The 24,305-nt window shown below is 52.8% G+C and carries 18 protein-coding genes; 6 read left to right on the top strand and 12 right to left on the bottom strand.

All coding sequences use genetic code 11. The features are described from left to right. The first annotated feature begins 16 nt into the window (after positions 1-16). Positions 17-4,783, top strand: a complete 4,767-nt coding sequence (locus tag RRF56_RS25840; protein ID WP_317036028.1) for a PAS domain S-box protein — start codon at positions 17-19, stop codon at positions 4,781-4,783. A 165-nt stretch (positions 4,784-4,948) separates the two neighbouring features. On the opposite strand, the gene RRF56_RS25835 is transcribed toward RRF56_RS25840, so the two are convergent. The 8 genes from RRF56_RS25835 to RRF56_RS25800 form a co-directional block, all read right to left on the bottom strand. Continuing rightward, positions 4,949-6,739: an EAL domain-containing protein gene (locus RRF56_RS25835; RefSeq protein WP_317036027.1), complete on the bottom strand. Its 1,791-nt coding sequence runs from the start codon at positions 6,737-6,739 to the stop codon at positions 4,949-4,951. Beyond that, positions 6,736-13,026, bottom strand: coding sequence for a PAS domain S-box protein (locus tag RRF56_RS25830; RefSeq protein ID WP_317036026.1), 6,291 nt, complete (start codon positions 13,024-13,026; stop codon positions 6,736-6,738). Before RRF56_RS25830 ends, RRF56_RS25835 begins: the two co-directional genes overlap by 4 nt. 372 nt (positions 13,027-13,398) lie before the next feature. After that, on the bottom strand, positions 13,399-14,046 hold the full coding sequence (locus RRF56_RS25825) for a HupE/UreJ family protein (protein WP_317036025.1): 648 nt from the start codon (positions 14,044-14,046) through the stop codon (positions 13,399-13,401). 84 nt (positions 14,047-14,130) lie between these two features. Next, positions 14,131-14,499: a nitrile hydratase accessory protein gene (locus RRF56_RS25820; RefSeq protein WP_317036024.1), complete on the bottom strand. Its 369-nt coding sequence runs from the start codon at positions 14,497-14,499 to the stop codon at positions 14,131-14,133. Between the two features lie 102 nt (positions 14,500-14,601). Continuing rightward, positions 14,602-15,231, bottom strand: coding sequence for a nitrile hydratase subunit alpha (gene nthA / locus RRF56_RS25815; protein ID WP_410510520.1), 630 nt, complete (start codon positions 15,229-15,231; stop codon positions 14,602-14,604). 36 nt (positions 15,232-15,267) lie between these two features. Beyond that, positions 15,268-16,014 (bottom strand): nitrile hydratase subunit beta, encoded by a 747-nt coding sequence (nthB, locus tag RRF56_RS25810; RefSeq protein WP_410510699.1) that lies wholly within the window; start codon positions 16,012-16,014, stop codon positions 15,268-15,270. Positions 16,015-16,318: 304 nt separating this feature from the next. Then, the gene (locus tag RRF56_RS25805; protein WP_317036021.1) at positions 16,319-16,852 is read right to left on the bottom strand and encodes a DUF1097 domain-containing protein; all 534 of its coding nucleotides are present in this window, start codon (positions 16,850-16,852) and stop codon (positions 16,319-16,321) included. A gap of 34 nt (positions 16,853-16,886) precedes the next feature. Further along, positions 16,887-17,843, bottom strand: coding sequence for a GTP-binding protein (locus tag RRF56_RS25800; RefSeq protein WP_317036020.1), 957 nt, complete (start codon positions 17,841-17,843; stop codon positions 16,887-16,889). Between the two features lie 302 nt (positions 17,844-18,145). Here RRF56_RS25800 and RRF56_RS25795 point away from each other — a divergent pair, with 302 nt between their 5' ends. Continuing rightward, positions 18,146-18,640 carry an Lrp/AsnC family transcriptional regulator gene (locus tag RRF56_RS25795; RefSeq protein WP_317036019.1) on the top strand — a complete coding sequence of 165 codons (495 nt, stop codon included), beginning with the start codon at positions 18,146-18,148 and terminating at the stop codon, positions 18,638-18,640. Between the two features lie 9 nt (positions 18,641-18,649). On the opposite strand, the gene RRF56_RS25790 is transcribed toward RRF56_RS25795, so the two are convergent. The 4 genes from RRF56_RS25790 to RRF56_RS25775 form a co-directional block, all read right to left on the bottom strand. Further along, the gene (locus tag RRF56_RS25790) at positions 18,650-19,462 is read right to left on the bottom strand and encodes an ABC transporter ATP-binding protein (protein WP_317036018.1); all 813 of its coding nucleotides are present in this window, start codon (positions 19,460-19,462) and stop codon (positions 18,650-18,652) included. Positions 19,463-19,486: 24 nt separating this feature from the next. After that, complete coding sequence (locus tag RRF56_RS25785; protein ID WP_317036017.1) at positions 19,487-20,356, bottom strand: ABC transporter permease; 870 nt, start codon at positions 20,354-20,356, stop codon at positions 19,487-19,489. Then, positions 20,301-21,338, bottom strand: coding sequence for an ABC transporter substrate-binding protein (locus tag RRF56_RS25780; protein ID WP_317036016.1), 1,038 nt, complete (start codon positions 21,336-21,338; stop codon positions 20,301-20,303). The genes RRF56_RS25785 and RRF56_RS25780 overlap by 56 nt, the downstream gene beginning before the upstream one ends. A 269-nt stretch (positions 21,339-21,607) precedes the next feature. Continuing rightward, complete coding sequence (locus RRF56_RS25775) at positions 21,608-22,360, bottom strand: isochorismatase family cysteine hydrolase (protein WP_317036015.1); 753 nt, start codon at positions 22,358-22,360, stop codon at positions 21,608-21,610. 110 nt (positions 22,361-22,470) lie between these two features. Here RRF56_RS25775 and nthA (RRF56_RS25770) point away from each other — a divergent pair, with 110 nt between their 5' ends. The 4 genes from nthA (RRF56_RS25770) (at position 22,471) to RRF56_RS25755 (ending at position 24,278) form a co-directional block, all read left to right on the top strand. After that, a complete protein-coding gene (gene nthA / locus RRF56_RS25770; RefSeq protein WP_317036014.1) occupies positions 22,471-23,088 on the top strand; it encodes a nitrile hydratase subunit alpha in 618 nt (205 codons plus the stop codon). 11 nt (positions 23,089-23,099) lie between these two features. Beyond that, entirely contained in the window at positions 23,100-23,414 is a 315-nt protein-coding gene (locus RRF56_RS25765; protein WP_317036013.1) for an SH3-like domain-containing protein, read from the top strand. 152 nt (positions 23,415-23,566) lie between these two features. Beyond that, positions 23,567-23,935 carry an SH3-like domain-containing protein gene (locus tag RRF56_RS25760; RefSeq protein WP_317036012.1) on the top strand — a complete coding sequence of 123 codons (369 nt, stop codon included), beginning with the start codon at positions 23,567-23,569 and terminating at the stop codon, positions 23,933-23,935. A 4-nt stretch (positions 23,936-23,939) separates the two neighbouring features. Beyond that, entirely contained in the window at positions 23,940-24,278 is a 339-nt protein-coding gene (locus RRF56_RS25755; protein WP_317036011.1) for a nitrile hydratase accessory protein, read from the top strand. The last annotated feature ends 27 nt before the right edge of the window (positions 24,279-24,305 follow it).

Genomic DNA, 24,305 nt, shown 5'->3' with positions numbered 1-24,305 from the left:
ATGGGGGGCAGTTGAAATGGCAGGTATCGACGTCAGGAAATCGGTTGATACCCATGGTGCCCGTAGCCCCACGCAGCCTTGGCAGGGCAATTACGCGATCGCAGAAATCGCCCTACAAATTCGCCAATCGCTCGATCTAGCTACGATCTGGCAAACCACCGTAGATGCCGTACAGCAGCTTTTGGGCTGCGATCGCGCCCTGCTCTACCAGTTTGCTGCCGACTGGAGTGGCCAGGTTGTCGTTGAGGCGGTGTCAGATCCGCAATGGTCCATCTTGGGTCAGCTCATCCACGACCCTTGCTTTGAGGCTAATTGGCTAAAACCCTACGACGAGCGGCAGGTACGGGCGATCGCCGATGTCGCCACCGCCCACCTCACCCCCTGCCATGCCGAGTTTTTGGCTGGGTTTCAGGTCAAGGCCAACCTGGTGGTGCCGGTGCTGTGCGAGTCGCGGCTATGGGGCTTGCTGATTGCCCATAGCTGCACCGCGCCCCGAGATTGGCAGCCTGAGGAAATTACCACCCTGCAACAGCTTTCTATCCATGTAGGCATTGCTATTCAGCAAGCCAGCCTGGTAGCGCAACTGCAAGCTGCCAAGGCTAACCTAGAGGCCCAGGTGGCCGCCCGCACCGCCGACCTAGAGCAAGCCAATCAGCAACTCGCTGCCGAGGTTGCCGATCGCAAGGCGATCGCAGCCGACCTGCAACAGCGGGAGGGGTTTTTGCGCCAGGTGCTCGATAGCCTGTTTGCCTTTGTCGGCGTGCTAACCCCCGAAGGCATTTTGATCGAAGCCAACCAGGCCCCCCTAGAAATCGCGGGCCTTACCCGCGAAGAGGTGCTAGGCCAGCCCTTTGCTGATGCCTACTGGTGGGCCTATTCCCCCACGGCCCAAGATCAAATTCGAGCAGCGATCGCCCAAGCTAGCCAAGGTCAAGCGGTGCGGTTTGACATCGAGGTGCAAGTACGCGGCGGCAGTTTCATTACCATCGACTTCTCGCTCAACCCCCTCAGAGATGCCACCGGGCGTATTACCCACCTGATTCCCTCTGGTATTGACATTACCCAGCGGAAACAGGCTGAACTGGCCCTGCGCCAAAGCCGCGATCAGCGGTTTCAGCTCGCTGCTATTGTCGAGTCATCCCAGGATGCGATCATTAGCAAAACCCCTGAGGGCGTCATTACCAGTTGGAACCGCGCCGCCGAACGACTGTTTGGCTACAGTGCCGCCGAGGCGATCGGCCAGCCCATTACGCTAATTATTCCACCTGAGTATCAGGCCGAGGCCGCCCTGCAGTTCCAGCAACTGTGTGATGGCAAAACGATCAAAACCTACGAAACCCAGCGGCAGTGTAAAGATGGCCGCCGGGTGGAGGTGGCACTGACTACTTCCCCCGTACAGGATGAAACCGGCACCGTCATTGGGGTCTCCAAAATCGCCCGAGACATTACTGCCCAGCGGCAGGCCCAGCGCGCTCTGCAAGAGCAGACCGCCACGCTCCGCAGCTTCTACAATTCTTCACCGCTGATGATGGGGGTGGTGGAACTGTCAGACCACGACATTCTGCACATTTCAACTAACCAGGCGACTGCCACCTTTTTTAACACCACTGTTGAGGCGCTAGAGGGGCAATGGGCTAACGATCTCGATGTGCCTCCCGACCTGATTCAAACCTGGATGGGGCACTATCACCAAAGCCAGGCCCTAGGACAGCCAGTGCAGTTTGACTATGACCACACCACCGAGGCCCAAGCGACTTGGCTATCGGTGGTGGTGTCGTATATCGGTCTCGGTGAGAGTCAGCGCCCCTGTTTTTCCTACGTGGCAGCAGATATTAGCGATCGCAAACAAACCGAAGCCGACCTACGCCACTTCAACCTGGTGCTAGAGAATGCCGTGGAGGGCATTGCCCGCCTCGATCTGGCTGGCCGATACCTCAGCGTCAATCGCGCCTATGCGGCGATCTGCGGTTACGAGCCCGGTGCTTTGTTAGGCCACGATTGGCACTCTACCGTTTATGCCGAAGATCTACCTACCTTAGCAGCCGCCTACGCCACCGTACAGGCGACGGGCAAAGTCAAAGTTGAGGCCCGAGGGGTGCGGCAGGATGGCTCGCTGTTTTACAAACAGGTAACCATGATTGCTGACTACGACCCCCAAGGTGTCTTGGTCGGCCACTACTGTTTTCTCAAAGACATCAGTGAACGCAAACAAGCCGAGGCCGACCTGCGGGCCAGCGAAGCCCGCTGGCAATTTGCCCTAGAGGGGCCAGGCGACGGCGTTTGGGACTGGAACGCCCAGACCAACACCGTCTTTTTTTCGCGCCAGTGGAAAGCCATACTGGGCTACGACGAAGATGAAATTGGCACCCGCTTAGAAGAGTGGAGTAGCCGAGTTCACCCCGACGATTTAGAGCAATGCTACGCCGACTTGCAGCGCCATTTCAGCGGTGAAACTCCGGTCTATCAAAATGAACACCGGGTGCGCTGTAAAAATGGCAGCTACAAGTGGATTCTCGCCCGGGGCAAGATGATTGAATGGTCTGAAACCGGTGAACCATTGCGCGTGATTGGCACTCACAGCGATGTGACTGAGCGCAAACAAATTCAGGAGTCCTTGGAAGAGGAACGCAGTTTGTTCATCGGTGGCCCCACCATCGTGATTCGCTGGAGAACCACCCCGGGATGGCCCATAGAATACATTTCTCCCAATGTTGAGGCTGAGCTAGGGTACCCCGCTAACGATCTGCTGACCGAAAATGTAACCTATCTTTCCTTGGTCCATCCAGAGGATATTGAACGGGTGCAGACCGAAGTGGACAACGCAACGGCAGCCCACGACCAGTCCTACACCCAAACCTACCGGCTGCGCCATGCCAATGGCGAGTTTCGCTGGATTGAAGACTTTACCCAGGTAATTTACGCTGCCGATGGCTCGGTGAAGCAGTTTTTAGGCTATATCCAAGACCAAACCGATCGCAGGCAGGCCAACCTCGCCCTTCAGCGCAGCGAAGCACGCTACCGCAGCATTATAGAGACCACCCTAGAAGGGGTGTGGATGCTCGATGCCGAGGGCAAAACCACCTTCGTCAACCAGCAGATGGCCGATATGCTGGGCTACAGCGTTGAAGCGATGGCCAATACCGCTCTGACAGATTTCATAGCTCCTGCCGATCAGGCCCAGGCCCAAGTGTATCTAGACCGTCGGCAGCGGGGGATTGAAGAAAACCATCCGTTTAAGTTTCGCCGGCAAGATCGGTCTGTATTGTGGGCCTTAGTCTCGGCAACGCCGTTATTCGATGAAAACCAAAACTATGCCGGTTGCACCGGACTATTAACTGACATTACTAAGCTCATTACTATGCAAGAGGCACTGCAAACCTCAGAAATGCAGCTCAGCAGCGTCTTAAATAGTTCTCTAGACGGCATTATGGCCTTTCGCTCAGTGCGCGACGAGCAGGGCACCATTGTTGACTTTGAGTGGCTGTTGAGCAACCCCACCGCCTGCGATTTGGTAGGGCGCACTGAGACCGATCTAATCGGCAAGCGGCTGCTCGAAGAAATGCCAGGCAATCGGGAAGAAGGGCTGTTTGAAGGCTATGTACACACCGTTGAAACCGGAGAACCCTACCAGCGAGAATTTCACTATAACCACGACGGCATAGAGTCTTGGTTTGAAAATATTGCCGTCAAACTAGGCGATGGCTTTGCCGTCACCTTTCGCAATATCACCACCGTAAAACAGAGCGAACAAGCCCTGCATCAGCTCAATCAACAGCTCGAAGATCGGGTGGCAGATCTGGCCCAGCGCCATGGGGAAATGATCACCTTGAGCGAAATCAGCGACTTTCTTCAGGCTTGCTCAACGGTCGAAGAAGCCTGCTACACCATTACCAACCTGGTCGAAACCCTGTTTCCTGACTGTGCCGGAGGGATTTTTATCAACCGCAAATCGCGCAGTCAGCTGGAATTGATAAGTAGCTGGGGCAGACCACTCTATTCAAACACCGATTTTGAGCCCCACCGCTGCTGGGGGCTACGGCGCGGGCGCATGCACTACGTCAGCCAAGATCGCCTGAGTCTGCGCTGCCACCATAGTCGAGCCAACGAGGCCACCGCGACCCTCTGCATTCCGATGATGGCCCAGGGCAAAACTCTGGGGCTGCTGTACCTCAGCACTGAAACGCCAGGGGGGCTACCCGAGCCCAAGCGGCAACTGGCCCGCGCGCTGGCAGAGCAGGTGAGCATGGCGATCGCCAACCTCAAACTGCAAGAAACCCTCCGTCACCAGAGCATTCGCGACCCGCTGACGGGGCTCTACAACCGCCGCTACCTCGAAGAAACACTCACCCAGGAGATCGTGCGGGCTCAGCGCAAACACCATGCGATCGGGGTAATCATGATCGATATCGACCATTTCAAACGGTTTAACGACACCTTTGGCCACGATGCTGGCGATTTTGTGCTGCACCAGGTTGGTACCCTGCTCAAAGAAAACGTGCGCAATTCTGACATTGCCTGCCGCTACGGAGGGGAAGAAATGACCCTGATTTTGCCAGAGGCTAACCTGGCCGAAACCGCTGCCCGAGCTGAGCTGCTGCGGGCAGCCATTAGTCAACTGTGCCCCCACCATCACGGGCAGCGGTTAGGGACGATCACCGCATCCTTTGGCGTCGCCGCTTTTCCTCACCAGGGCAAAACTGTAGCAGCCCTGATCAAAACTGCCGACGAGGCGCTCTACCAGGCTAAAGCAGCGGGTCGCAATCAGGTATTTGTCTCTGAATAACTCTCACCCCAATTGAATGGGCCTTTTATACCGAATCCGAATCAGACAACCCCGATTCATAATCCAGGAACCCCGTAGGGGCGTAGCATGCTACGCCCCTACAAATCGGGGGTATTCGTTCAGGATTCAGTATTAGGTAGCGGGGAACGACATGCGGATGCGGTGTTACTCAGATTTGGGATAAACCTGGATGTCTGAGGCGGGAAGAGGCTTAGCGAAAAGATAGCCCTGGCCAAATTCACAGCCTAGCGCTTGCAGACATTGGAGTTGTTCTACGGTCTCAATGCCTTCGGCGACAACCGGCAGCGCCAGCTGATTGCTCAGGGCGATGATGGTGTTGACTACCTGGTGGTTGCGGTTGCCGGGATGAATTTGTTGCACAAAGGAGCGATCGATTTTTAGGGTGTCGATGGGAAAGCGATGCAGATAGCCCAGAGATGAATAGCCAGTGCCAAAGTCATCCAGGCTAATTTGAATCTGGCGCGATCGCAGCTGGTTCATCACCGCGATCGCGGCCTCTGCATCTTGCATCAGGGCGCTCTCGGTAATTTCTAGCTTTAGATAGGCTGGGTTGACTTCGGTCGCGGCCAATACTCGGTCAATGTCGGCCAACAGCGTTGGGCTATCAAACTGTCGCACCGAGAGATTGACGCTCACCGTCCAGTCGGTGGCACCCTGCTGGTGCCAGACGCGCAGTTGCTCACAGGCCTGCCGCAACACCACCAGTCCCACTTTCACCACCAGGCCGGTCTCTTCCATACAAGGAATAAAGTTTCCTGGTGGCACCATCTGGCGCTCGGGGTGTTGCCAACGCACCAGGGCCTCGAAGCCCACCACCTGGCGGGTGGCCAACTGGACGATTGGCTGGTAGTAGGTAATAAATTCTCGATGCTCTAAGGCCCGTTGCAGATCGGTTTCTAGGGTGAGGCGATCGCGGGTGGCGGTAGACAACAGGGCATCAAACACCTGATAGCTGCCCTGGCCCTGGCGCTTGGCGCGGTACATGGCGGTATCAGCCGCCTGGAGCAAGGTCTCGGGCTGGGCCGTGGTGGCATCGGCCAGCGCTACCCCCATGCAGACCGACACAAAAAAGTCGCAGTTGACCACTCTAAAGGGTCGGACAAAGCTCTCAAACACCGTCTCGACCCATGCTTCTAAAGTCTCTAGGTCAGCCAGATGATGCAGCAAAAAACAAAACTCATCTTCCCCGAGCCGCGCCAGCATATCTCCAGGACGCAGCTGCAACTGCAAGCGCTGGGCAATGGCTTGTAGCAACTCATTGCCGACGGCGTAACCAAAGGCCCCATTCACCAACTTAAACTGATCGCAGTCTAGATAGGCCAGTCCAACGGAGTAAGGGGTGCAACGACTCGACGCCTGGGATGTCTCGCCAAAACTGCCCTTTGATTGAGCAGTTTGCAAGGCCACAGAGGTCGCCTGCAAAAGTCGGCTCCGGCTGGGCAGTTGGGTAAGGGCATCTTCATCGATCAGCGCCTGTAGTTGGGCGGTGCGCTGCTGTACCAACCCTTCTAGCTGAGTATTGAAGGTGGCCAACTGCTGGTATTGCTGGTGAATGCGCAGCATGGAGCGAGTTCGGGCCACCAGCTCTAACAGATTGACAGGTTTGCTGACAAAGTCGTCGGCCCCCGCCGCCAGGCAACGGCTGAGGTCTTGCTTAGCATTCAGAGCCGTCACCATGATGATAGGCACTCCCCGCCACTGGGGCAGCGCTTTGATCTGCCGACAAACTTCCATGCCGTCGATGCCAGGCATCATCACATCGAGCAAAATGAGGTCTGGCTGCACAGAGCTGAGGCAGTCTAGGGCAATTTGGCCATTAGCCGCATAGTGCAGAATATAGCCCTGGTTACTCAGCATGGCTTCAACCACATCAAAATTGTCGGGCTCATCGTCGACGACCAGGACAACGGGCATTGCGGTGGCAGATAAGGTCATGGTGGAGAGGTTTGCTGGATCAGTAGCGTCTGGATCAGGTCAACGAGTTGCTTTAGCCTGACCGGCTTACTCATATATTCTGTAGCACCAGCGGCCAGGCAGCGATCGCGATCGCCGGGCATAGCCAACGAGGTCAGGGCGATCACCGGCACTTCATCAAGGCGCGGGTCACGGCGAATATGGCCGATCGCCGTTAACCCATCCATCCCCGGCATTTGAATATCCATCAAAATCAGATCGGGGGTCAAGTGCTGAGCACGGTCAATAGCTTCCTGGCCGTTGTAGGCAATTTCAACCCGGTAGCCCTTGGCCTGTAGATAGCTCACCATAGTGCTGATATTGGCTTCATTGTCTTCGGCCAGCAAAATCAGCGGTGCTGTGGCGGTTGCCGCCGCTGGTGCCGGTGGCTCAGGGGAGGCCTCTGGAATGGGGGCGGGAAGAGGGGCAATCGCCTTGGTATAGGGCAGGTCAAAGGTAAAGCAGCTGCCTACCCCCACATCACTAGTCAGCCCCACCTGCCCCCCGTGCAGATCAACAATGCGCTTGACCAGGGCCAGCCCCAACCCGGTGCCCTCGTAGTGCCGGTTGAGGGCGCTGTCTACCTGCACAAAGGGTTGAAACAGGCGTTGCTGCTCTAAGAGGGGGATGCCAATGCCGGTATCGGTCACGGCAAACCGGAGGTAGGAGGGGCCTTCGCTGGGCAGCACGGGCGCTAAAGGGATGACCTCAAGGGTGATTTGCCCTCCCTCGGGCGTGAATTTCACCGCGTTGTTGAGTAGGTTGATCAGCACCTGCCGGATCCGCCGTTCATCTAAGGTGATGGCTGGTAAATCGAGGGGCAGATTAACGGTGAGTTGAATGCGCTTTTTCAAAGCGGGCTGTTTGACAAACACCAGGCTAGATTGGCAAAGGGGGGCGATCGCTGTGGGCGTTAAGTCTAGCTCCATTTGACCAGCTTCAATTTTGGCGACATCTAGCACCTCGTTGATTAGCTCTAGCAGGTGCGAGCCGCTGCGCTCGACGGTTTTAAGCGCTTTGAGTTGCTTGGCGTTAACGGTGCCAAACACATCCTCTTCTTGCAACGCCTCGGTCATGCCCAGAATCGCATTGAGGGGAGTGCGCAGTTCGTGGCTCATATTGGCCAAAAATTCGTCTTTGAGACGGGTGGCCCGCATCAGTTCATTATTGGTCAGGGTTAGCTGCGCCTGGGCCTGCTGCCGCTCGGTTAATTCTTGTTGCAGTTGTTCAAACAAACTGGCCTGCTGAATGGCGATCGCCAATTGGTTGGCAATCTGCTGCAACAGCTGGGCTTCTTCTGGCTGCCAGACACGACGGCTGTGGCAGGCATGAACCACCAGCACCCCCCATAGCTTGTTGTTGCCATGGGGGGGTACCCAACGGTGGGCTTCGGAACTGCGCAGTTCTTGGAGAATGGGGGCCACAATTTTAGAGCGAATCTGCCCGGCCTGAGAATAGTCCACCAAACAGTCGGTCCAGATGTCATCCATCACATCGGGCACAATTCGGGGTTTCCCCTGCCAGTAGTGTTCCAGAATCTCCTGAGACCAGGTTTCATCCTCCCAATGCATGGCTTTGAGGCGGGGCAAGCCAGGGGCAACGGCTTCTTCAACAATGCAGCTGTGGCCGTCGTGGCAGACTTGAAACACAATGACCCGATCGCCCTGGAGCAGCTCTTGCACCTGCTGGGTCGCGATCGCCAAAATCTCCGGTAAATCCAGAGACTGCCGAATCTGTTGCAGAATCAGTTCCAGGGCCGTTTGCTGCCGCAGTTGCCGCGCAATCTGGGCCTCTGCCTGTTGCCGTTCTAGCAACTCTGTCTGCACCTGCTCATACAGGCTGGCCTGCTGAATGGCGATCGCCAACTGGTTAGCAATTTGCTGCAATAACTCAACTTCCCAATTTAGCCATTGGCGGCAGGTTGCATTCTGATAAGCGGCCAGTAGCCCCCAGAGGGTATCTCCCGAAAAGATCGGGGCGATCGCAAAGGCTTTGGCTTGAAACTGTTCTAAAAGCTCAATGTGGCAGGGTTGCAAGCCAGCCTGGTAGATATCTGCAATGACAAAGGTTTCGTGGTGTTTAAATCGCCCGCCCTGGGTGTCTTGTAGGTAGGTATCTTCCCAAACTTTTTGAATGTCAGGACCCACCAATTTAACCCAAGGCTCATGCACCGCTTCGGCAATAAAGTCACCGCTCCAATCGGGACGAAACTGATACACGGCGACCCGATCGGTCTGCAGCGTGTGCTGCATTTGCTCAACAGCGGTATTTAGAATAGCGCTCAGGTCTAAGGACTGACGAATGCGCTGGGTAATCTCCCGCAGCACCGTTTCTCGCTCCGCCTGTTGGCGAATGATTGCTTCTGCCTGCTTGCGATCGGTAATGTCTTGAAAGGTGCCAACAATGCCGATAACATTCCCGGCTCCGTCCCGCAGGGGCAGTTTGTTAGTTTCAATCCACCGCTGTTCTCCATTGGCTGGGGTGGCGGTTTCCTCTATTCCCAGCTTAGCAATCCCTGAGGTCATCACCTGGCGATCATCGGCGGTATAGCCCTCAGCTTCGGCCTGGGGAAAACCCATATCAAAATTACTCCTGCCAATCATATCGGCAGGCTCGGCAAATCCAGAGACGGTGGCAAAGGGCTGATTGCAGCCCAGAATCACCGACTGCCGATCTTTCCAAAAGACCGACAGAGGCACGGTATCAAGCACGGTTTGCAGCAACCGCTGAGAGTCTTGCAGGGCGGTTTCGTAGCGTTTGCGATCGCTGATATCTTGGCAAACACAAATTAGCAGGTTGTCTGCCGAGAGTGTCAGCGACAACTGCTCTGGGAAAGTTGTGCCATCTTTACGGGTAGCCGTAACTTCACCTTGCCAAGACTTTTGTGCTAGTACAACTGGCACTATTTCCCGATCGAATCGCTCTAGCTCCTCCGGAGAATACACCATTCGCCAACTTTGACCGACCAGTTCTTCTGCCTGCTCATAGCCAAACATCTTGACGTGGGCAGAGTTGAGATACTGATAACGCTCACCCTCAAGAATAGCAATGCCATTGACTGCGGCTTCGATCGCGGCTAGCTGGCGTTGCAACGCAATTTCGGCGTTTTTACGTTCGGTAATGTCTTGATAGGTTCCCAGAACACCCACCACCTCACCGGTCAGGTTACGCAGGGGCAATTTGTTGGTTTCTAACCAGATTACCGTCCCATTCTGCTGGTGTTGAGGTTCGATGATGGCGAGTTTTGTCTCACCACTCTCCATGACGATGCGATCGTCGGCTCGATAAGCTTCGGCCTCAGTCGCACCCCAGGGCATTTCAGAGTCGTTTTTGCCCACCAACTCTGAAACGGAACCAAGGGAGGCATCTTGGAGAAAGCGTTGGTTAGCACCTAGATACGTGGAGTTTCGATCTTTCCAGAAAATTGAGAGGGGTACCGTATCCACCACCGTTTGCAGGAATTGCTGAGATTCTTGCAGGGCGGTTTCGTAGCGCTTGCGATCGCTGATATCCACCACCACACATACACAGCTTTCGTCCTCGTGAGATAGCATTGCCACCCCAACCAGCACTGGAACCAGATGCCCATCTTTGTGGCGGTAGACCTTTTCCCAGGGAGGAACGGAGTCGTGGTACTGGAGGTGAGCGATCGCGGCTTGGTCTTGAGCCTGGTACTCCGACGGCGTCAACTCCGCCCAGTTGAGGAAACAGCACGACTCTAGCTCCTGGCGACTGTAGCCCAGCATCCCTAAAAAGCAATCGTTGGCCTCGCTGATGCAGCCACTGAAATCGGTGAACATCATCCCCACTACGTTCGACTCAAACACCCGCCGAAAGCGGAGTTCACTTTCCCGTAGGGCCTGCTCTACGGCCTTTTTGGCCGTGACATCTCGAAAGATAGCACGGGTAGAGAGGATCTGTGGGCAACCGTCGGCATCGTCCCCAAACCGACAGTTGATGCTGCCTTCTACCAGCACGGGTTGCCCTGACTTATGGATAAAGGTCAGTTCAACCTGTTCCAGGTTAATGAGCGTTCCGGCTTGCATCTGGTCCATCGCTTGCTGGCAGTGAGGTATACAGTCAGGGGCTAACACATCAAAGATGGTCAACTGCTCGACGTCGGCAGCCGTATAGCCCAAGACATCTCGCCAGGCCCGATTGACAAACTCAAAGCGCCCGGTGTCAATAGCTACTATCTGGATTAGATCGTTAGCATTGTCCAAAAAGTCTTGCAGAAGAGCTTCCCGTTCGCTCAATGCTGCGGTGCGTTCTGCAACCCGAGATTCCAGTTCGGCGTTGAGCCGGGCCAGATCTAGCTCGGCCTGTTTGCGATCGTTAATATCGGTATAGATGCCCAACAGACGCTGAGGACAGCCAGCCTCGTCTCGCTCCACAATCTTGCCCAAAGACATCACCCACACATAGTCGCCCGAGCAATGGCGCAGTCGAAATTCCTCCTGATACTTGTGCTGAGTTCCGGCCAGATAGCCATTAAAGGCCGCCACAACTCTGGCCCGATCCTGCGGATGGACGCGCTCTACCCAGCCGTCATAGGTTTCCTCAAAGGTCTCTGGGTCGTAGCCCAACAGCAGGGCATATTCGGGGCTAAGGGTACCTGCTTGGGTAACCAGGTTGAAATCGTAGATGCCCTGCTTAGCGGAGACAAGGGTCAGCCGCAGCCGTTCTTCGCTTTGCTGAATCTGCTGCTCGTTGCGGTGGCGCTGTTGGGCGGTGGCGATGGTCTGCCCCATCACCTGAAGCAGCCGGATGGTCTCCTCTTCCCAATGTATTTCCTGGTTATAGGAGGCAAAACCGATCGCCCCCACGACCTGCTGCTGTTGAACGAAGGGCACCATCAGCAAGGCCCGCATGCCAGTAGCCTGCCAATGGGCTTGATCGATGGCAGCGGCGGCGGGCAGCTCGGCTAGGTTGGGAATGTGAATGGTTTGCCGCTGGTTTAAGAGAGGACTGCTCCAGGGAAATAGGGCGGTGCAGGGGATATTCTGGGCCTGAGGTTGCTGGGCAGGATAGCCCGATCGACACCATTCATGGGTCATGCTGCTGAGGTCATGATCGGGGTCGTAAGTGAACAGGAAGCTGGTATCGACTTGGGTGATTTCGCCAATTAGGCAGAGGGTGCGATCAATTTCTGCATCCAGGGTGCCGGGATGGCTATCCACAAAGCGACTGGTGATTTCGGCTATAAGTTGGTTAAAATCTCGCTGCCGCTGGAGGGCAACAGCGCTGACCTGCCGTTGGCACATTTCGGACTGAAGCTGCTGGTGCTGGGTTGCCTGCTGGAGGGCGATCCCCACCTGCATCGAGAGCGATCGCAGAAAGTCAACCTCCGCTGGTTGCCAGTCGCGGGGCTGTATTTCGGTCACATTCAGCAGGCCCCATAGCTCGTCTCCACAGAGCAAAGGCACCAAAATCTTGGCCCGAGTCTGAAGCCGGATGAGCAGGTCGCGGTGGCAGTCCGACATCTCAGTGGTGTAGATATCGGACACTACCCGAACATGCCCCTGACGATAGACCTCTACTTGGGTTTCTTGCAAGCAGGTGTCGTGAATGCGATTGCCAACTAAGGAGAGGTCAGACTCAGTAGACTCTGCCACAACTACGGTGGCCCAATCGGCCTCAAACCGCCAAATGTTGACGCGATTGCAGTCCAGAATCTGCCGCACCTGCCGCACGGTGGTGTCTAAAATCACCTGGACATCTAGGGAGGCCAAAATTTGGGAGGCCAACCTAGATATCAGACGCTCGCGCTCCCCCTGCACCTGCACCATTTGGGTACACGCTGCCATTTGCTGCCCCAGATCTGCCGCCTGGATGTTGAGCTGGGCCAGACGATCTGCGGTGAGTAGACCCACCAGGCGATCTTGCTCATCTACAATCGGCAGATGACGAATCTGCTGTTGCAGCAGACCAACGACACTGAACAAGTCGGTGAGTTCAGATTGACGGCGGCTGATTACCGGCTGAGTCATCACCTCAGCGACAGAGAGGCGATCGAGAGGCTGCTGCTGAGCCGTGAGGCGCACCACATCTCGCTCAGTCAAAATACCGATCACTCGCTGATCTGGCTCCACCACCACCACACAACCAGAGCAGACCTCCATGGGCCGGTTATGCTCACGGGCTTCAAGGGAAGCAGTACAGGCCTCGCTCATGCGGGCGATCGCCACCAGCGCCGGAACATCTGGCCCGATGGTTAGGGGATGGCGAATAATTGCAGCAGCTAGAGCAGCGGGCCTCGGGCTAACCATAGATCCAGCCCATCTTCAATAAACACAAGCTCATAGTACCCGTTTGTCTAGCCGCTTCTACTGGTGGTTGCATACAGGCCAGAACTCTCAGCCTATCGCCCGATGCCTCCGGTTGAACAGCGTGGAAGTAACCACATAGACCAAGCTCTCTCTCAGTTAAATCACCAGTCAACGACACCTAGCCTCAGTTCAACCAACGGGGACCTTGAGAAAGCCTCTGGCCCACTCTGCCGATTAAACCAATACGCTTCACTACGAGTAGAGCGCTTCGTAGAGCGCTTTAATTATTGTAGGGTGCGTCACCCTAAGCCATGACGCACCCTACAAAGCTATTTGATTAGGGTATTTAATTAGGACCAATCTCTTGATCAATCAGCTCAGCAGTACACCAGAGAGAAACGCTGCACCAATGCCAGCAAGGCTAAACCCAGCAAAGCGCAGGTTCAGTGCTTTTTGGTCGCCATCGTGGCCCAGCCGCTTAGCTGTAGCGTAAACCCCTAGAGCAATCGCCATTTGGATGGTCGAAAACCCAATGAGGTAGGCCAGTAAAGATGACATACCGGCCCCCACAACCGCTTCTCCATAGGCATAGCCATGAAACAACCCTGCCGCCGCTGCGAGAGCCATGACGACTTTTGCTGGCAGGGTGTTTTTCATGGCCAAAAGTAGCCCAAATACTAGCACTGATGCCGAAATGAAAAACTCTGGAGCGGGTAAATTGACGTTAAGCAAGTGAACAATAGTACCGAGCAAAGACGTGATCACAAAGGCAACCGGAATGAGTAATCCCCGATTAAAAACCACTGCCAGTAGCCCGGCTGTCACCACAAATGCCAAGTGATCGAGGCCAATGACCGGGTGACCTAATCCTGATAGAAACCCTTGCACCATATTAGTCGGTGTTTCTCCACCAAAGGGATGGTGGGCCATTGCAGGCGCACATAGCAGCCCTAAACTGATGCTGGTCAGAGCTGCGATCGCTAGCTTTTTAGAAGAGACTAAAGAAAATTTACTGCGCATAAGGTCATTTCCTATCGATGTAGTGTGCTGTCGTCGCGGTGAGGGTGGCAAAATTCTGCTCTGCTTTTGAAATAACAATCGAGGCTAGGGCTCAGCAGAGTTTTCGTGAGATCGGCTGCAATCTAGCAAAACGGATAGCTTTTTATCCAGTTCCGTTTTGTCTACCAGGCCCGCCTCCAAAACCAGCTTTTCTAAAACCGTGTACCAGCGCTGATAATAATCCCAGGTAGGATCATCCAGATTGTGTTCTACTTCCCAGTCGCCAATAGTAGCAATCAGGTTCTGGCGAAATTCTTCCCACTCGTAGTGCCCCTTTTTTGACAAGGCAATGGCTAGGGCAAAGGCAACTTGTTCCCAACTACGGCTGAAGGCCAGTTGCCCATTCTGCCGAGGGGGAGATTCATCACTGCCCATTAAACTGGAAGCGGCAAAATGCTCAAATCGGGTAAACATAAAAGATTTAGGATGGGAGTGAAGACAAGGACAAGGAACAGACTGGACGTTAGGCGGGTTGAACTATCAACGGAGCGATCGTTCAACCCTATGCATAACTAGCTAGGGGGCCGATACCTTGGCTACGCCCATCATGGCCTCTGGGGTAACTAAAGCAGCCAGTTCCTCTTCACTGAGATGATCCGCACCAGGCGGTTTTTCGGGCAGAACCCACCACCGAATTTGTCCGCTACTGTCCCAAACGCGCACATCTACCGAGGCTTCTAAGTCTAGGCCAAACTCTTTGAGAACCTTACGAGGTTCACGAGCAGCTCTGGCTCGAAACGTAGGATCTTTATACCAGTAAGGTGGCAACCCCAATGTTGGCCACGGATAGCAGGAACACAAGGTGCAAATAATCAAGTTGTGGACCGAGGCAGTGTTCTCAGCTACGCGCATATGTTCGCCTTCCGCACCAGCCATGCCCGTGGTCATACCCATGGCCTCACAGGCTGCATTACAGTCACTGACCAGTAATTGCTTAAAGTCTGGATCAACCCAGGCTTTTGCCACCAATTTAGCGCCGTTGAATGGCCCCATTTTGGAGTCAAAATAGTCTAGAACCTTGTTGACCGTTTCACTGCCAATAATACCTTTTTCGATCAACAGCGCCTCAAGCGCTCTGACCTTGGCTGCACTTTCTAACTCGCGGTTTGAGCTGTAGTTAAATTGCTCATCTCCAGGCATCGACATTGGTAATCTACCTTTCTTACTAAAAATTGCTAAAGACTAGGCCGCATCGAGATAGAGCTCAAACAGATCGGCGTAAAATGTTGAGCCGGGCTCGGCCAACGTATCACCCCAAATATCCTTAGGATCGAAGCGAACGCTGTAGCTGGGTTGGGGCGCTCCTAACCCATCTGATGGGCCAGGAAAATAGGCGTAACAGCCGTCGTAAACTAGATCTACAATTCCAGGCTTGCCCCGCAGATGACCGGGTAAGCGAGTATGTTCGGCAGCCGGCATGTCTTTGACAATGACAGCATCTCCAACGGCAAATTTAGGCTGAGTATCGGCATCCCGTTTGGGCGAATCTCCCAACTCTAGGTACTTGATCACCTGGTCATCAATAGCCGGAGCTTCCTTGTGGGGCAGCGGCGTAGGATCGACATTGCCCTCCTTTAGATAAAACTTGGTCTTCTCGTCTAGTTCTTCTTGAGAGATATAGCCTTTTTCAACAAAGAAGCCAGAGATTCCCCCTAACCACTTTTCGTAATAGCGCAGTTTGAAATAGTCGAAGGGGTTCATCGCTTCTGCGCCCCGCCGCAGATCGGCCCAGGTCCAAATGTCTTTAAATGCAGTAGGCACCTGCTCAATGGCGTATTGGGGTAAGGCTTCCTTGAGGTGAGAGCTGAGGCCCATCATGGCGGTATGAATACCGAAAATGCGCTTTTCCCACTGCTCAACAAAGACTTTTTTCTGAAAATCTACCGGGCCGAGACCCTCTAGACCTCCTAAGGAATGCTGTAGTTTCATCGATTGTGAATCTCCTTCTTCAGTTAATAAATGAATGCTGTAGTGACGTTGACGCGGATGCATCCCGGCTTTGTCAAGGTGCGACGTCATTCCCACGCAGGTGCGAATCCATATGGGAGTCAGCTATCCGGCGTGGACTCCCGCCCCATGCCTTCGCGGGGGCAGGTTCTGCACGGGAATGACAGGCAAATTGTCTATCAGAGCAATGACTTTGCAAAACTGGGATGTACCCCGTTGATGCAGGGTTAACCAGCAAGGGCTAGCTGTAGCTAATCCGGTGATGGGCCAGAGTTATTCCAGACGCTCAACTCCTAATTTTTCGGCCACCTTCTCCCGCTGTCGCGACAGCGGGAAGAGTGGTCATGGCCTTGCCCCAGGCTTCGGATAGATAGCCAAAAATGTTGCCTAAAATCATCGCGGCGATCGCGATTAAAACCGGGTTATTGGGCAGGGCTGCTGTCACAGACAGCCCGGTCACAGCAACTGTACCAACGGTCTGGGAGAAGCCCCACACAATCGCGGGGGTAATGCCGTGGGTAAAGGGCAGTTTAGAGGCCTGAACCATGGCGGCACTACCAATACCGACACAGATGGCCGCAACTAAGGGACTAGGGCCGATTAAATCGATCGCCAGAAGCGACAGGGCTGCAATGATGATGCCCGTGATATTACAGGCAATGGATTTGATAAATCCTTGCACACCACCACCGACAATAAAAAATGAGGCCCAGGCGGTAAACGTGACCCAAACGGGAACAGGAATCACCGTGGCGGTCAGAAAGACATCGACGCCGCCAAGTACGCCGATGCTGATGGTTAAAGCTTCGGACTGTTTCATAGCCGATTGCGCTCCGAATAAATGGATTTTGCGGTTACGTTAGACACTCGCCAAAGCTACGTCGCAGCTCAACCTCGTCTAAATTACGGCCAATAAAGACGAGCTGGTTGTGCCGCACTTCTCCCGGTAGCCAAGGGCGGCCCGGGCGACCATCTAGAGTCATGTGAACCCCCTGAAAGACGAACCGACGGTCTTCGTGATCCATGTCTACGATTCCTTTCATGCGAAAAATGTCGGCACCACGGGCCTGCACGAGTTGATAGAGCCAGCGATTTAGCTTGTCGCCATCGACGACGCCCGGCTCCTGAATGCTGACCGAGGAGACACTTTGGTCATGCTGATGGGCATCTTCGTCTAAAAACTCTGGATCAATGCTGAGGGCATTTTGTAGGTCAAACGCGCCCACTCCCAGCACCGTTTCTAGCGGGATCTGGCAATGCTGGGTGGGGTGGATTTTTGCGATCGCGTTCATCCCCCGAATTCGCTGTTCTAGCTCCTCCAATATCGGAGGAGACACCAGATCGACTTTGTTGAGCAAAATGACATCGGCAAAGGCAATTTGCTCCTGAGCCTCGCTGCTATCCCAGTGCTCCCAGATGTACTTGGCATCGACGACGGTGACAATGGCATCGAGCAGCAGCCGCGATCGCATGACTTCATCGATAAAAAAAGACTGAATCACCGGAGCCGGATCGGCAAGGCCAGTGGTTTCAAGCATCAAGTAGTCAAAATCTTCAGAGCGCTCCATCAAATCACTGACGATCCGAATCAGATCGCTACGGACAGTACAGCAGATGCAGCCGTTATTCATCTCGAAAATTTCTTCGTCAGCATCGACAACCAACTGATTGTCGATACCCACTTCGCCAAATTCATTGACAATGACGGCGATTCGTTTTCCGTGGTTAGCCGTCAGAATATAGTTGAGGAGAGTAGTTTTACCAGCCCCTAGGTAGCCCGTCAGGACTGTAGCCGGGATTAAGTTTTTCAAGGGTAGCTTCCCTCCGCATGACGTCTTAGTCTAAATACCTAATCAGATGAAAGAAAATTTAGATCGTGCTTGAAAATTTACTTGACCTGCAGATCACAAATAGATTATCCGATAAATTTCTATTGTCCCAATAGTAGAAGAAACCAACCATTAGCGACTGTATATCAAGTAACAAGTTTTAGAGTTATTTAATTCAAGTCAGAACTTTAAAAATTGCTACAATGGTTTCCATAAAAAGCATTAGAATTTGCAGCTTAAAGCGACTGTTATAATAATTCAAATCAGCAAGGGCTTGATCACACATGACAACCAACAATGGTGCATCAATACAGGATTTACAAAACCATGAGATTGACCAGCTTGATCTAAGAATTATTGAGCTTTTACAGCAAAATGGCAGAATTCCATATCGCGATATCGCTCGCGCCATTGAAACTCCAGAAGCGACCGTTCGGTATCGGATGAAGAGGCTCTTAGATGATGGCATCATCACCATTAGTGCTTTCATCAATACAGGTAAAGTGCGGCATGAAAACGTTGCCTATATTGAGCTCAAGGTTCAGTCTGACTTTTTTGAATCAGTGCTAGATGAGTTAATCAGCATGGAAAGTATCAGCTACCTTTCAGCCGCTACCGGTGAATTTGATATCATGCTTGAATATATTTATAAAGACAATCAAGATCTCCTTTCATTTATTGGCTGGCTAAAGAGAAAAAAAGAGGTCATCGATCTTAACTCCCGAAATATCTTGAAGATCTATAAAGCTCAATATCCAGCGAGGGTAAGCCAGGAGTGATACTGGTGCTTAACCGGTAATGGGCGTAACGCTGTTGAGTGGTTCTAAGAAGTCTGAACTTTCTCCAATTACCTGTTCTAGGTGCTGCTGTAAGGTTAAGAACGATCTGCTGTAGCGATCGCGGAAAGTTGCCGACGAGATATCTACCGCCTCAACTATTTGCCCAGGCTGACCACCTACTACAATTAGCTTCTGCCCCAGCAGTATGGCTTCTTCTACATCGTGGGTGACTAGCACCATCGTGGCTGCGGTTTCTTGCCAAATTCCTAACAAAAACTTTTGTAGCCGCCGTCTTAATTGAATATCTAGGGCTGAAAAAGGTTCATCTAAAAGCAATACATCAGGCTGAATTGCTAGAGAGCGGGCGATGGACACCCGTTGCTTCATCCCTCCCGAAAGCTGGTGAGGATACAGATTGCGGGCCTGGAATAATCCGACATGCTCCATCACCTCCTGCACCCGCAGGGCATACTGCGGCTTAGCTTTTCCCCGTACTTTGAAGCTAAACCCAATATTCTGCTCAACCGTTAGCCAGGGATACAGCGTGTTTTCTTGGAAAACCATACCAATTCTAGGAGTGATGCCCTCTAAAGGAACGCCATGGAACAATACCTGACCAGATGTAGGGAGGATGAAACCACCTAGGAGCTTTAGAAGGGTAGATTTGCCACCGCCAGATTGACCCAGAATCGTAACGAAATCACCCTGGGTGACCTCTAGGTCGATGTGCATCAGCGCTTCAAAGGCCGAATTTCTATCTCTCTGGAACGTTTTGCCTACGTTTTTGCAATCCAGAATTACCTGCTTAGACAGTTGATGCATAGTGAAAGAAGGGTTGCTCATTGCTTAAATGGTCCACCAGAAAAACTTTTTCTGAATTGCCAGCAGCAAACGGTCAACGGCAAAACCAGTAATGCCAATAATGCAAATCCCTAGCAGAATCAAGTTGCTGTTAAACAAGTTCCGCCCCGTCATCACAACAGTGCCAAGCCCATCTCTTAAGCCGGTCATCTCGGCTGCCAACACGGCCATCCAAGCGGCGATAAAATTGAGCCTCAGCAACGTAAACACCCCTGGTAAGACGGCAGGTATAATCACAAATCGCCAGCAGGCAAAACTATCTCCTCCTAGATTTTTAGCAGTAATCAGTAGATTTAGCGGAATGCGTTTAATCTCGGCTACGGTAGCAATAGTTAAGGTAAAAAACACCCCCATAAACACAATAAATACTGCGGTTAGGTTGCTGACGCCAAAAACCACTAAGGCCAGAGGTACCCAGGCAATGGGCGCAATGGGTGCAATCAAACCTAAAATCGGCAAAATAAATAATTCTGACCATCTAGAGAGGCTAATCACTAGCCCACAAATGATCGACCCAACAAAGGCAATGGTCATGCCTGAGATCACACGAATTAGGGTAACGCTAACAGATTGGTAAATCGTTGCTGACTGAGACCCTAGCCCAATTTTAAAGTCGCTTTCGAATAGAACCGGCAAAAATTTTGACGGCGGCGGCAGAACTTGAGCGATAGGATTTTCAGAGTCGGTGCCGATAACTTCCCAAAGACCAATAAAAACGGCACAGGACACTAGTCCACACAGAAGGGGTAGCATTGAGCGCAATAGGGTATGCCGCCAGCTATAGTTAGCCTTACTCATGCTACTGTTCGAGATCTTTAACGATGGAAATATCAAAAATATCTTTTGCTGGTACATCTGCTTTGATATAGTCCAGCTGCACCATCCTATCGACCACTGTTTGGATAGCATCTAAATCAGGCGTAAACGTAATCGGTGAAGGCTGGGTTTCGAATGCCGTTAACAGCACACCGTCTTCAACCCGGTAGTAGTTTCCGTCCGTCAATAGGTCAATAGCCTGTTGAGGGTCGGTATTAATCATGGCCGCAGCGCACTGAAGCCCTTGGATGTAGGCCTCCACGACCTCAGGCCGATCGCGGAGAGTTTTTTCTAAAACGCTCACCACAGTATTAGGGGTTGTGGGAGACCATACTTCGGCGTTGTCGGTTATGACGTTGGCAGCGCCAGACGCCACAAACTGCGTGGTATAGGGTTTGATATGGCTTAGCACATCGACTTGCCCTAAGCGAAAGGCGTCGACCATGGCCAGTAGATCATCGAAATAGACCATTTCAAAGGCATCTAAATCGATGCCTGCCTGCTCCAAGCCATCGACTAAAATTAGCTCTAGCGTATCCCCTCGCAGGGTAGCAATCTTCAACTTTTCGTTGGGGTTATTGGCAACAAAAGCGGCCAAATCTGCCATAGATTCGACCTCGTATGCACTGTCAATAATCACCTGCATTACTCCCCATCCCCCAGCAGCGGCCACGGTTTTGATGGGCACACCGCTATTGGCGGCAAAGAACGGTAGGGTGAATGGGTTAGTGCTGAAATCTATCTGCCCACCGGCTAAAGCGGCATTGTTGTCACCGGGGTTTGTGAAGAAAACCGTCTCTACCGCCAACCCGTTTTGTTCAAAACAGCCTGACTCTACCCCGACGAACAGCGGTGCCATGTCTAACGCCACTAGGTGGCCCGCCTTTACCGATACCAGCGGATCTGACGCAGAGGCTACCGCCGCATTCTCGCCAGTGGTAGCGGTAGGTGGCGATGAAGCACAAGCCCCTAAAAACAACGTTCCTAAGGCAGAAATGACGACAATTTGCCTGGGCAGCATGAACACACACCTCAACTAGCAAAAACCGGAACTCATCAGCCTGACAGATGGCTGCTACCTCAAAACCTAGACCTCACAACCCAGAGACCGTTTACTGGTGGCCTATGGTTTTTGAGGTTAAGGGCATTAGCAGGTAAAATTTGTAGTCAAAGGCACATCTTTAGCAAGATAGCTACTTATTCTTGCGTGTAAAGCAACATTACGAGCATTTTATCTGCGCTTTTGGCAAGATAACTTTACTTCGTTGATGATTTTTGTGTTGATCGACGCTAATCTGGAGGTGAGTTAGGACAGGGATACAAGGCGTGATAAAGCGTTGAAGATTGCGCAACCCAGCCCAGCACTCCCCCTTCCGACTGAAGGATGTGAACCGTGGCATCGTGATCTCTGCGGTCAAACGCGGCACAACAATCGTCGAGCAGGAGGCAGTAATAGCCTAAATCGCTAGCGTGACGGTAGGTTGCTAAGACACAACACTGCGTCGTTACACCGGCAATCAGGAGGTGGGTAATGTTATGGCTGCGTAATTTGTCGTCTAGTTCAGTGTTGACAAAACAGGAGTGAGCTGGTTTATCTAGTTGTGATTCATGGGATAAGGGCTGGAGTTCTGAAATAATTTCGGCCCCTTTTTCACCTCTCACTAGGAAGCGGCCCATTTTTCCGAGTTGGCCAATGGGCGAACCAGCGTTAATGTAGCGCTGCCGCTTGCTGTCGCTTAAATCAGATAGGTCGGGAGCGTGGCTCTCTCGAGTAAAAATGATTTCAAAGCCCATTTGTCGAGACCAGGTAAGGAGGTTCTGAATTGCCGGAATAATGGCTCTAACTGAAGTCAAATCGAGATTTAACTCACTGCCATTAAAGCCATCGGGATGACAAAAATCATTCTGCATGTCTATCACCAAAAGAGCTGTGCTTTCAGGGGACAGCTCGAAGGGATGAGTTGGAGTTTTTATGGTTATCATGGTTAGAAAATGAGCAATAGCTTTGATTGAATAAGATACTCTATCGCCATTACATTTCATCTATTTTATTTCCAAATTTTGTTGATTCTGGTATTGTTTAATCACCTAATAGCTGCATTCTGGCCAGGTATAAAACTTTTATCGTTTGCGGAACTGGATCGTCACTCGCTATGACTCAGCCTCACCATGAAAAACCTGATCTCGCTCTCCGTGTGCAGGCGATCGAGTCGCTTTTGGTAGAGAAAGGGATCATTGATCCTGCGACTCTAGACACTATTATTGATGCCTATGAAAATCGCATTGGTCCCCATAATGGGGCGCGGATTGTGGCGAAAGCTTGGGTTGACCCAAACTATAAGGAACGGCTGTTAGACGATGGTACTAGTGCGATCGCAGAACTGGGCCTCACCGGTTTCTCCAGCGAACACATGGTCGTGGTCGAAAATACCCCCCAGGTGCACAATCTAATTGTTTGCACCCTGTGTTCTTGTTACCCATGGGCTATTTTGGGCCTGCCTCCCACCTGGTATAAATCCTTTGCCTACCGATCGCGGGCCGTGATTGAACCTCGCCAAGTGTTACAAGAGTTTGGCCTCACCATTCCGGCAGATGTCGAGATTCGAGTCTGGGACAGCAACGCCGACCTGCGCTATCTGGTGCTACCAGAACGTCCCAGCGGGACCGACGGGATGACAGAGGCGGCCCTAGCGGCCCTGGTCACCCGCAATGCCATGGTGGGCACGGCAAAAGTTCAGCCCCCGGCAGCGGCTTCTACCCTTGCGACCTAGGAGAACACACCATGAACGGTCCCCACGATCTGGGAGGCATGCATAACTTAGGGCCAATCCCTATAGAAGAAGACGAGCCTGTGTTTCACTCCCGATGGGAAGCTAAGGTCTTTGCCATGAGCTTTGCCACCTTTTGCAACTTCTTCCCGGTGGACGAAACTCGCCATGCCTCTGAACGCATGCCGCCAGGCGACTATTTAAGCTCTCAATACTACGAGCGGTGGTTGTACGCTTTAGAACTGTTGATTACTGAGCACAACCTGGTCACCACAGCAGAAATTGAGCAGCGTATGGCTGAGTTGGCTAAGACCAACTCCGAGTCCTAACCCCCCCGATTCGCCAATGGCCAACTCGTAGGGGCAGACTCTGCGCCCCTCTGAACCGGGGGTAGCCCGGTAGGATTTGGTATAAGACCGATCGCTAAACCAGATACCGTTGAAAACACGCCTTCGATTGCTACACCTCCCCACGTACCCCCATGGCCATCCAAACTAGTAACGAATGTATGACTGTGGCCCAGGCTGAGGCTTTGCTTCAGTCGGGCGTTGACTGCCGGGGCGAGGTCGATACCCTTCCCCAGTTTCGGGTGGGCGATCGCGTCAAAGCCAAGGTGATGCACCCAGTCACCTATACCCGCCTACCTCGCTACGTGCGAGGCAAGGTGGGCACCATCACCAAAGTCCATGGTGGGTATATTTTTCCAGATACTATGGGGCAGCGCTTAGGCCCCAAGCCCCAATACGTCTACAGTGTTCGTTTCTCAGCCCATGAACTTTGGGGCCCCTCGGCCTCGCCCCAAGACTGTCTTTACATTGACCTATTCGATGACCATTTAGACGCTCTTTAACGCTATGTCTAACCCACCACCACCTTCACCTTCAACCGTCTGCCCAGGCTTTTCCCCAGATGATCAGACTCTGGTTTTTAATGCCCCCTGGGAAGCTAAGGCGTTTGCGATTGTGAACCACCTAGCCACCGATCAGCACTGTACCTGGTCAGAGTGGACCGAGTATTTGGTCAACGAAATTTCGACGACAGATCAGGAAGCACCTGGATCAGTAACCTACTATGAACAATGGGTGATTGCTTGTGAAAAAATGTTGATGGCCAAGGGTCTAATTGATGCTCAAGGCATTAATTCAAAACTAGATGAACTAGCCGCAGAACGAGAGGCAAATCACCATCATTGATGGGTAGCAGGTGAGTAGATAAACATA

It is taken from the genome of Nodosilinea sp. E11 (assembly GCF_032813545.1).
Taxonomy (GTDB): Bacteria; Cyanobacteriota; Cyanobacteriia; order Phormidesmidales; family Phormidesmidaceae; genus Nodosilinea.
The sequence above is the reverse complement of the archived record's forward strand: the minus strand, read 5'-3'. Positions and strand labels throughout refer to the sequence as shown.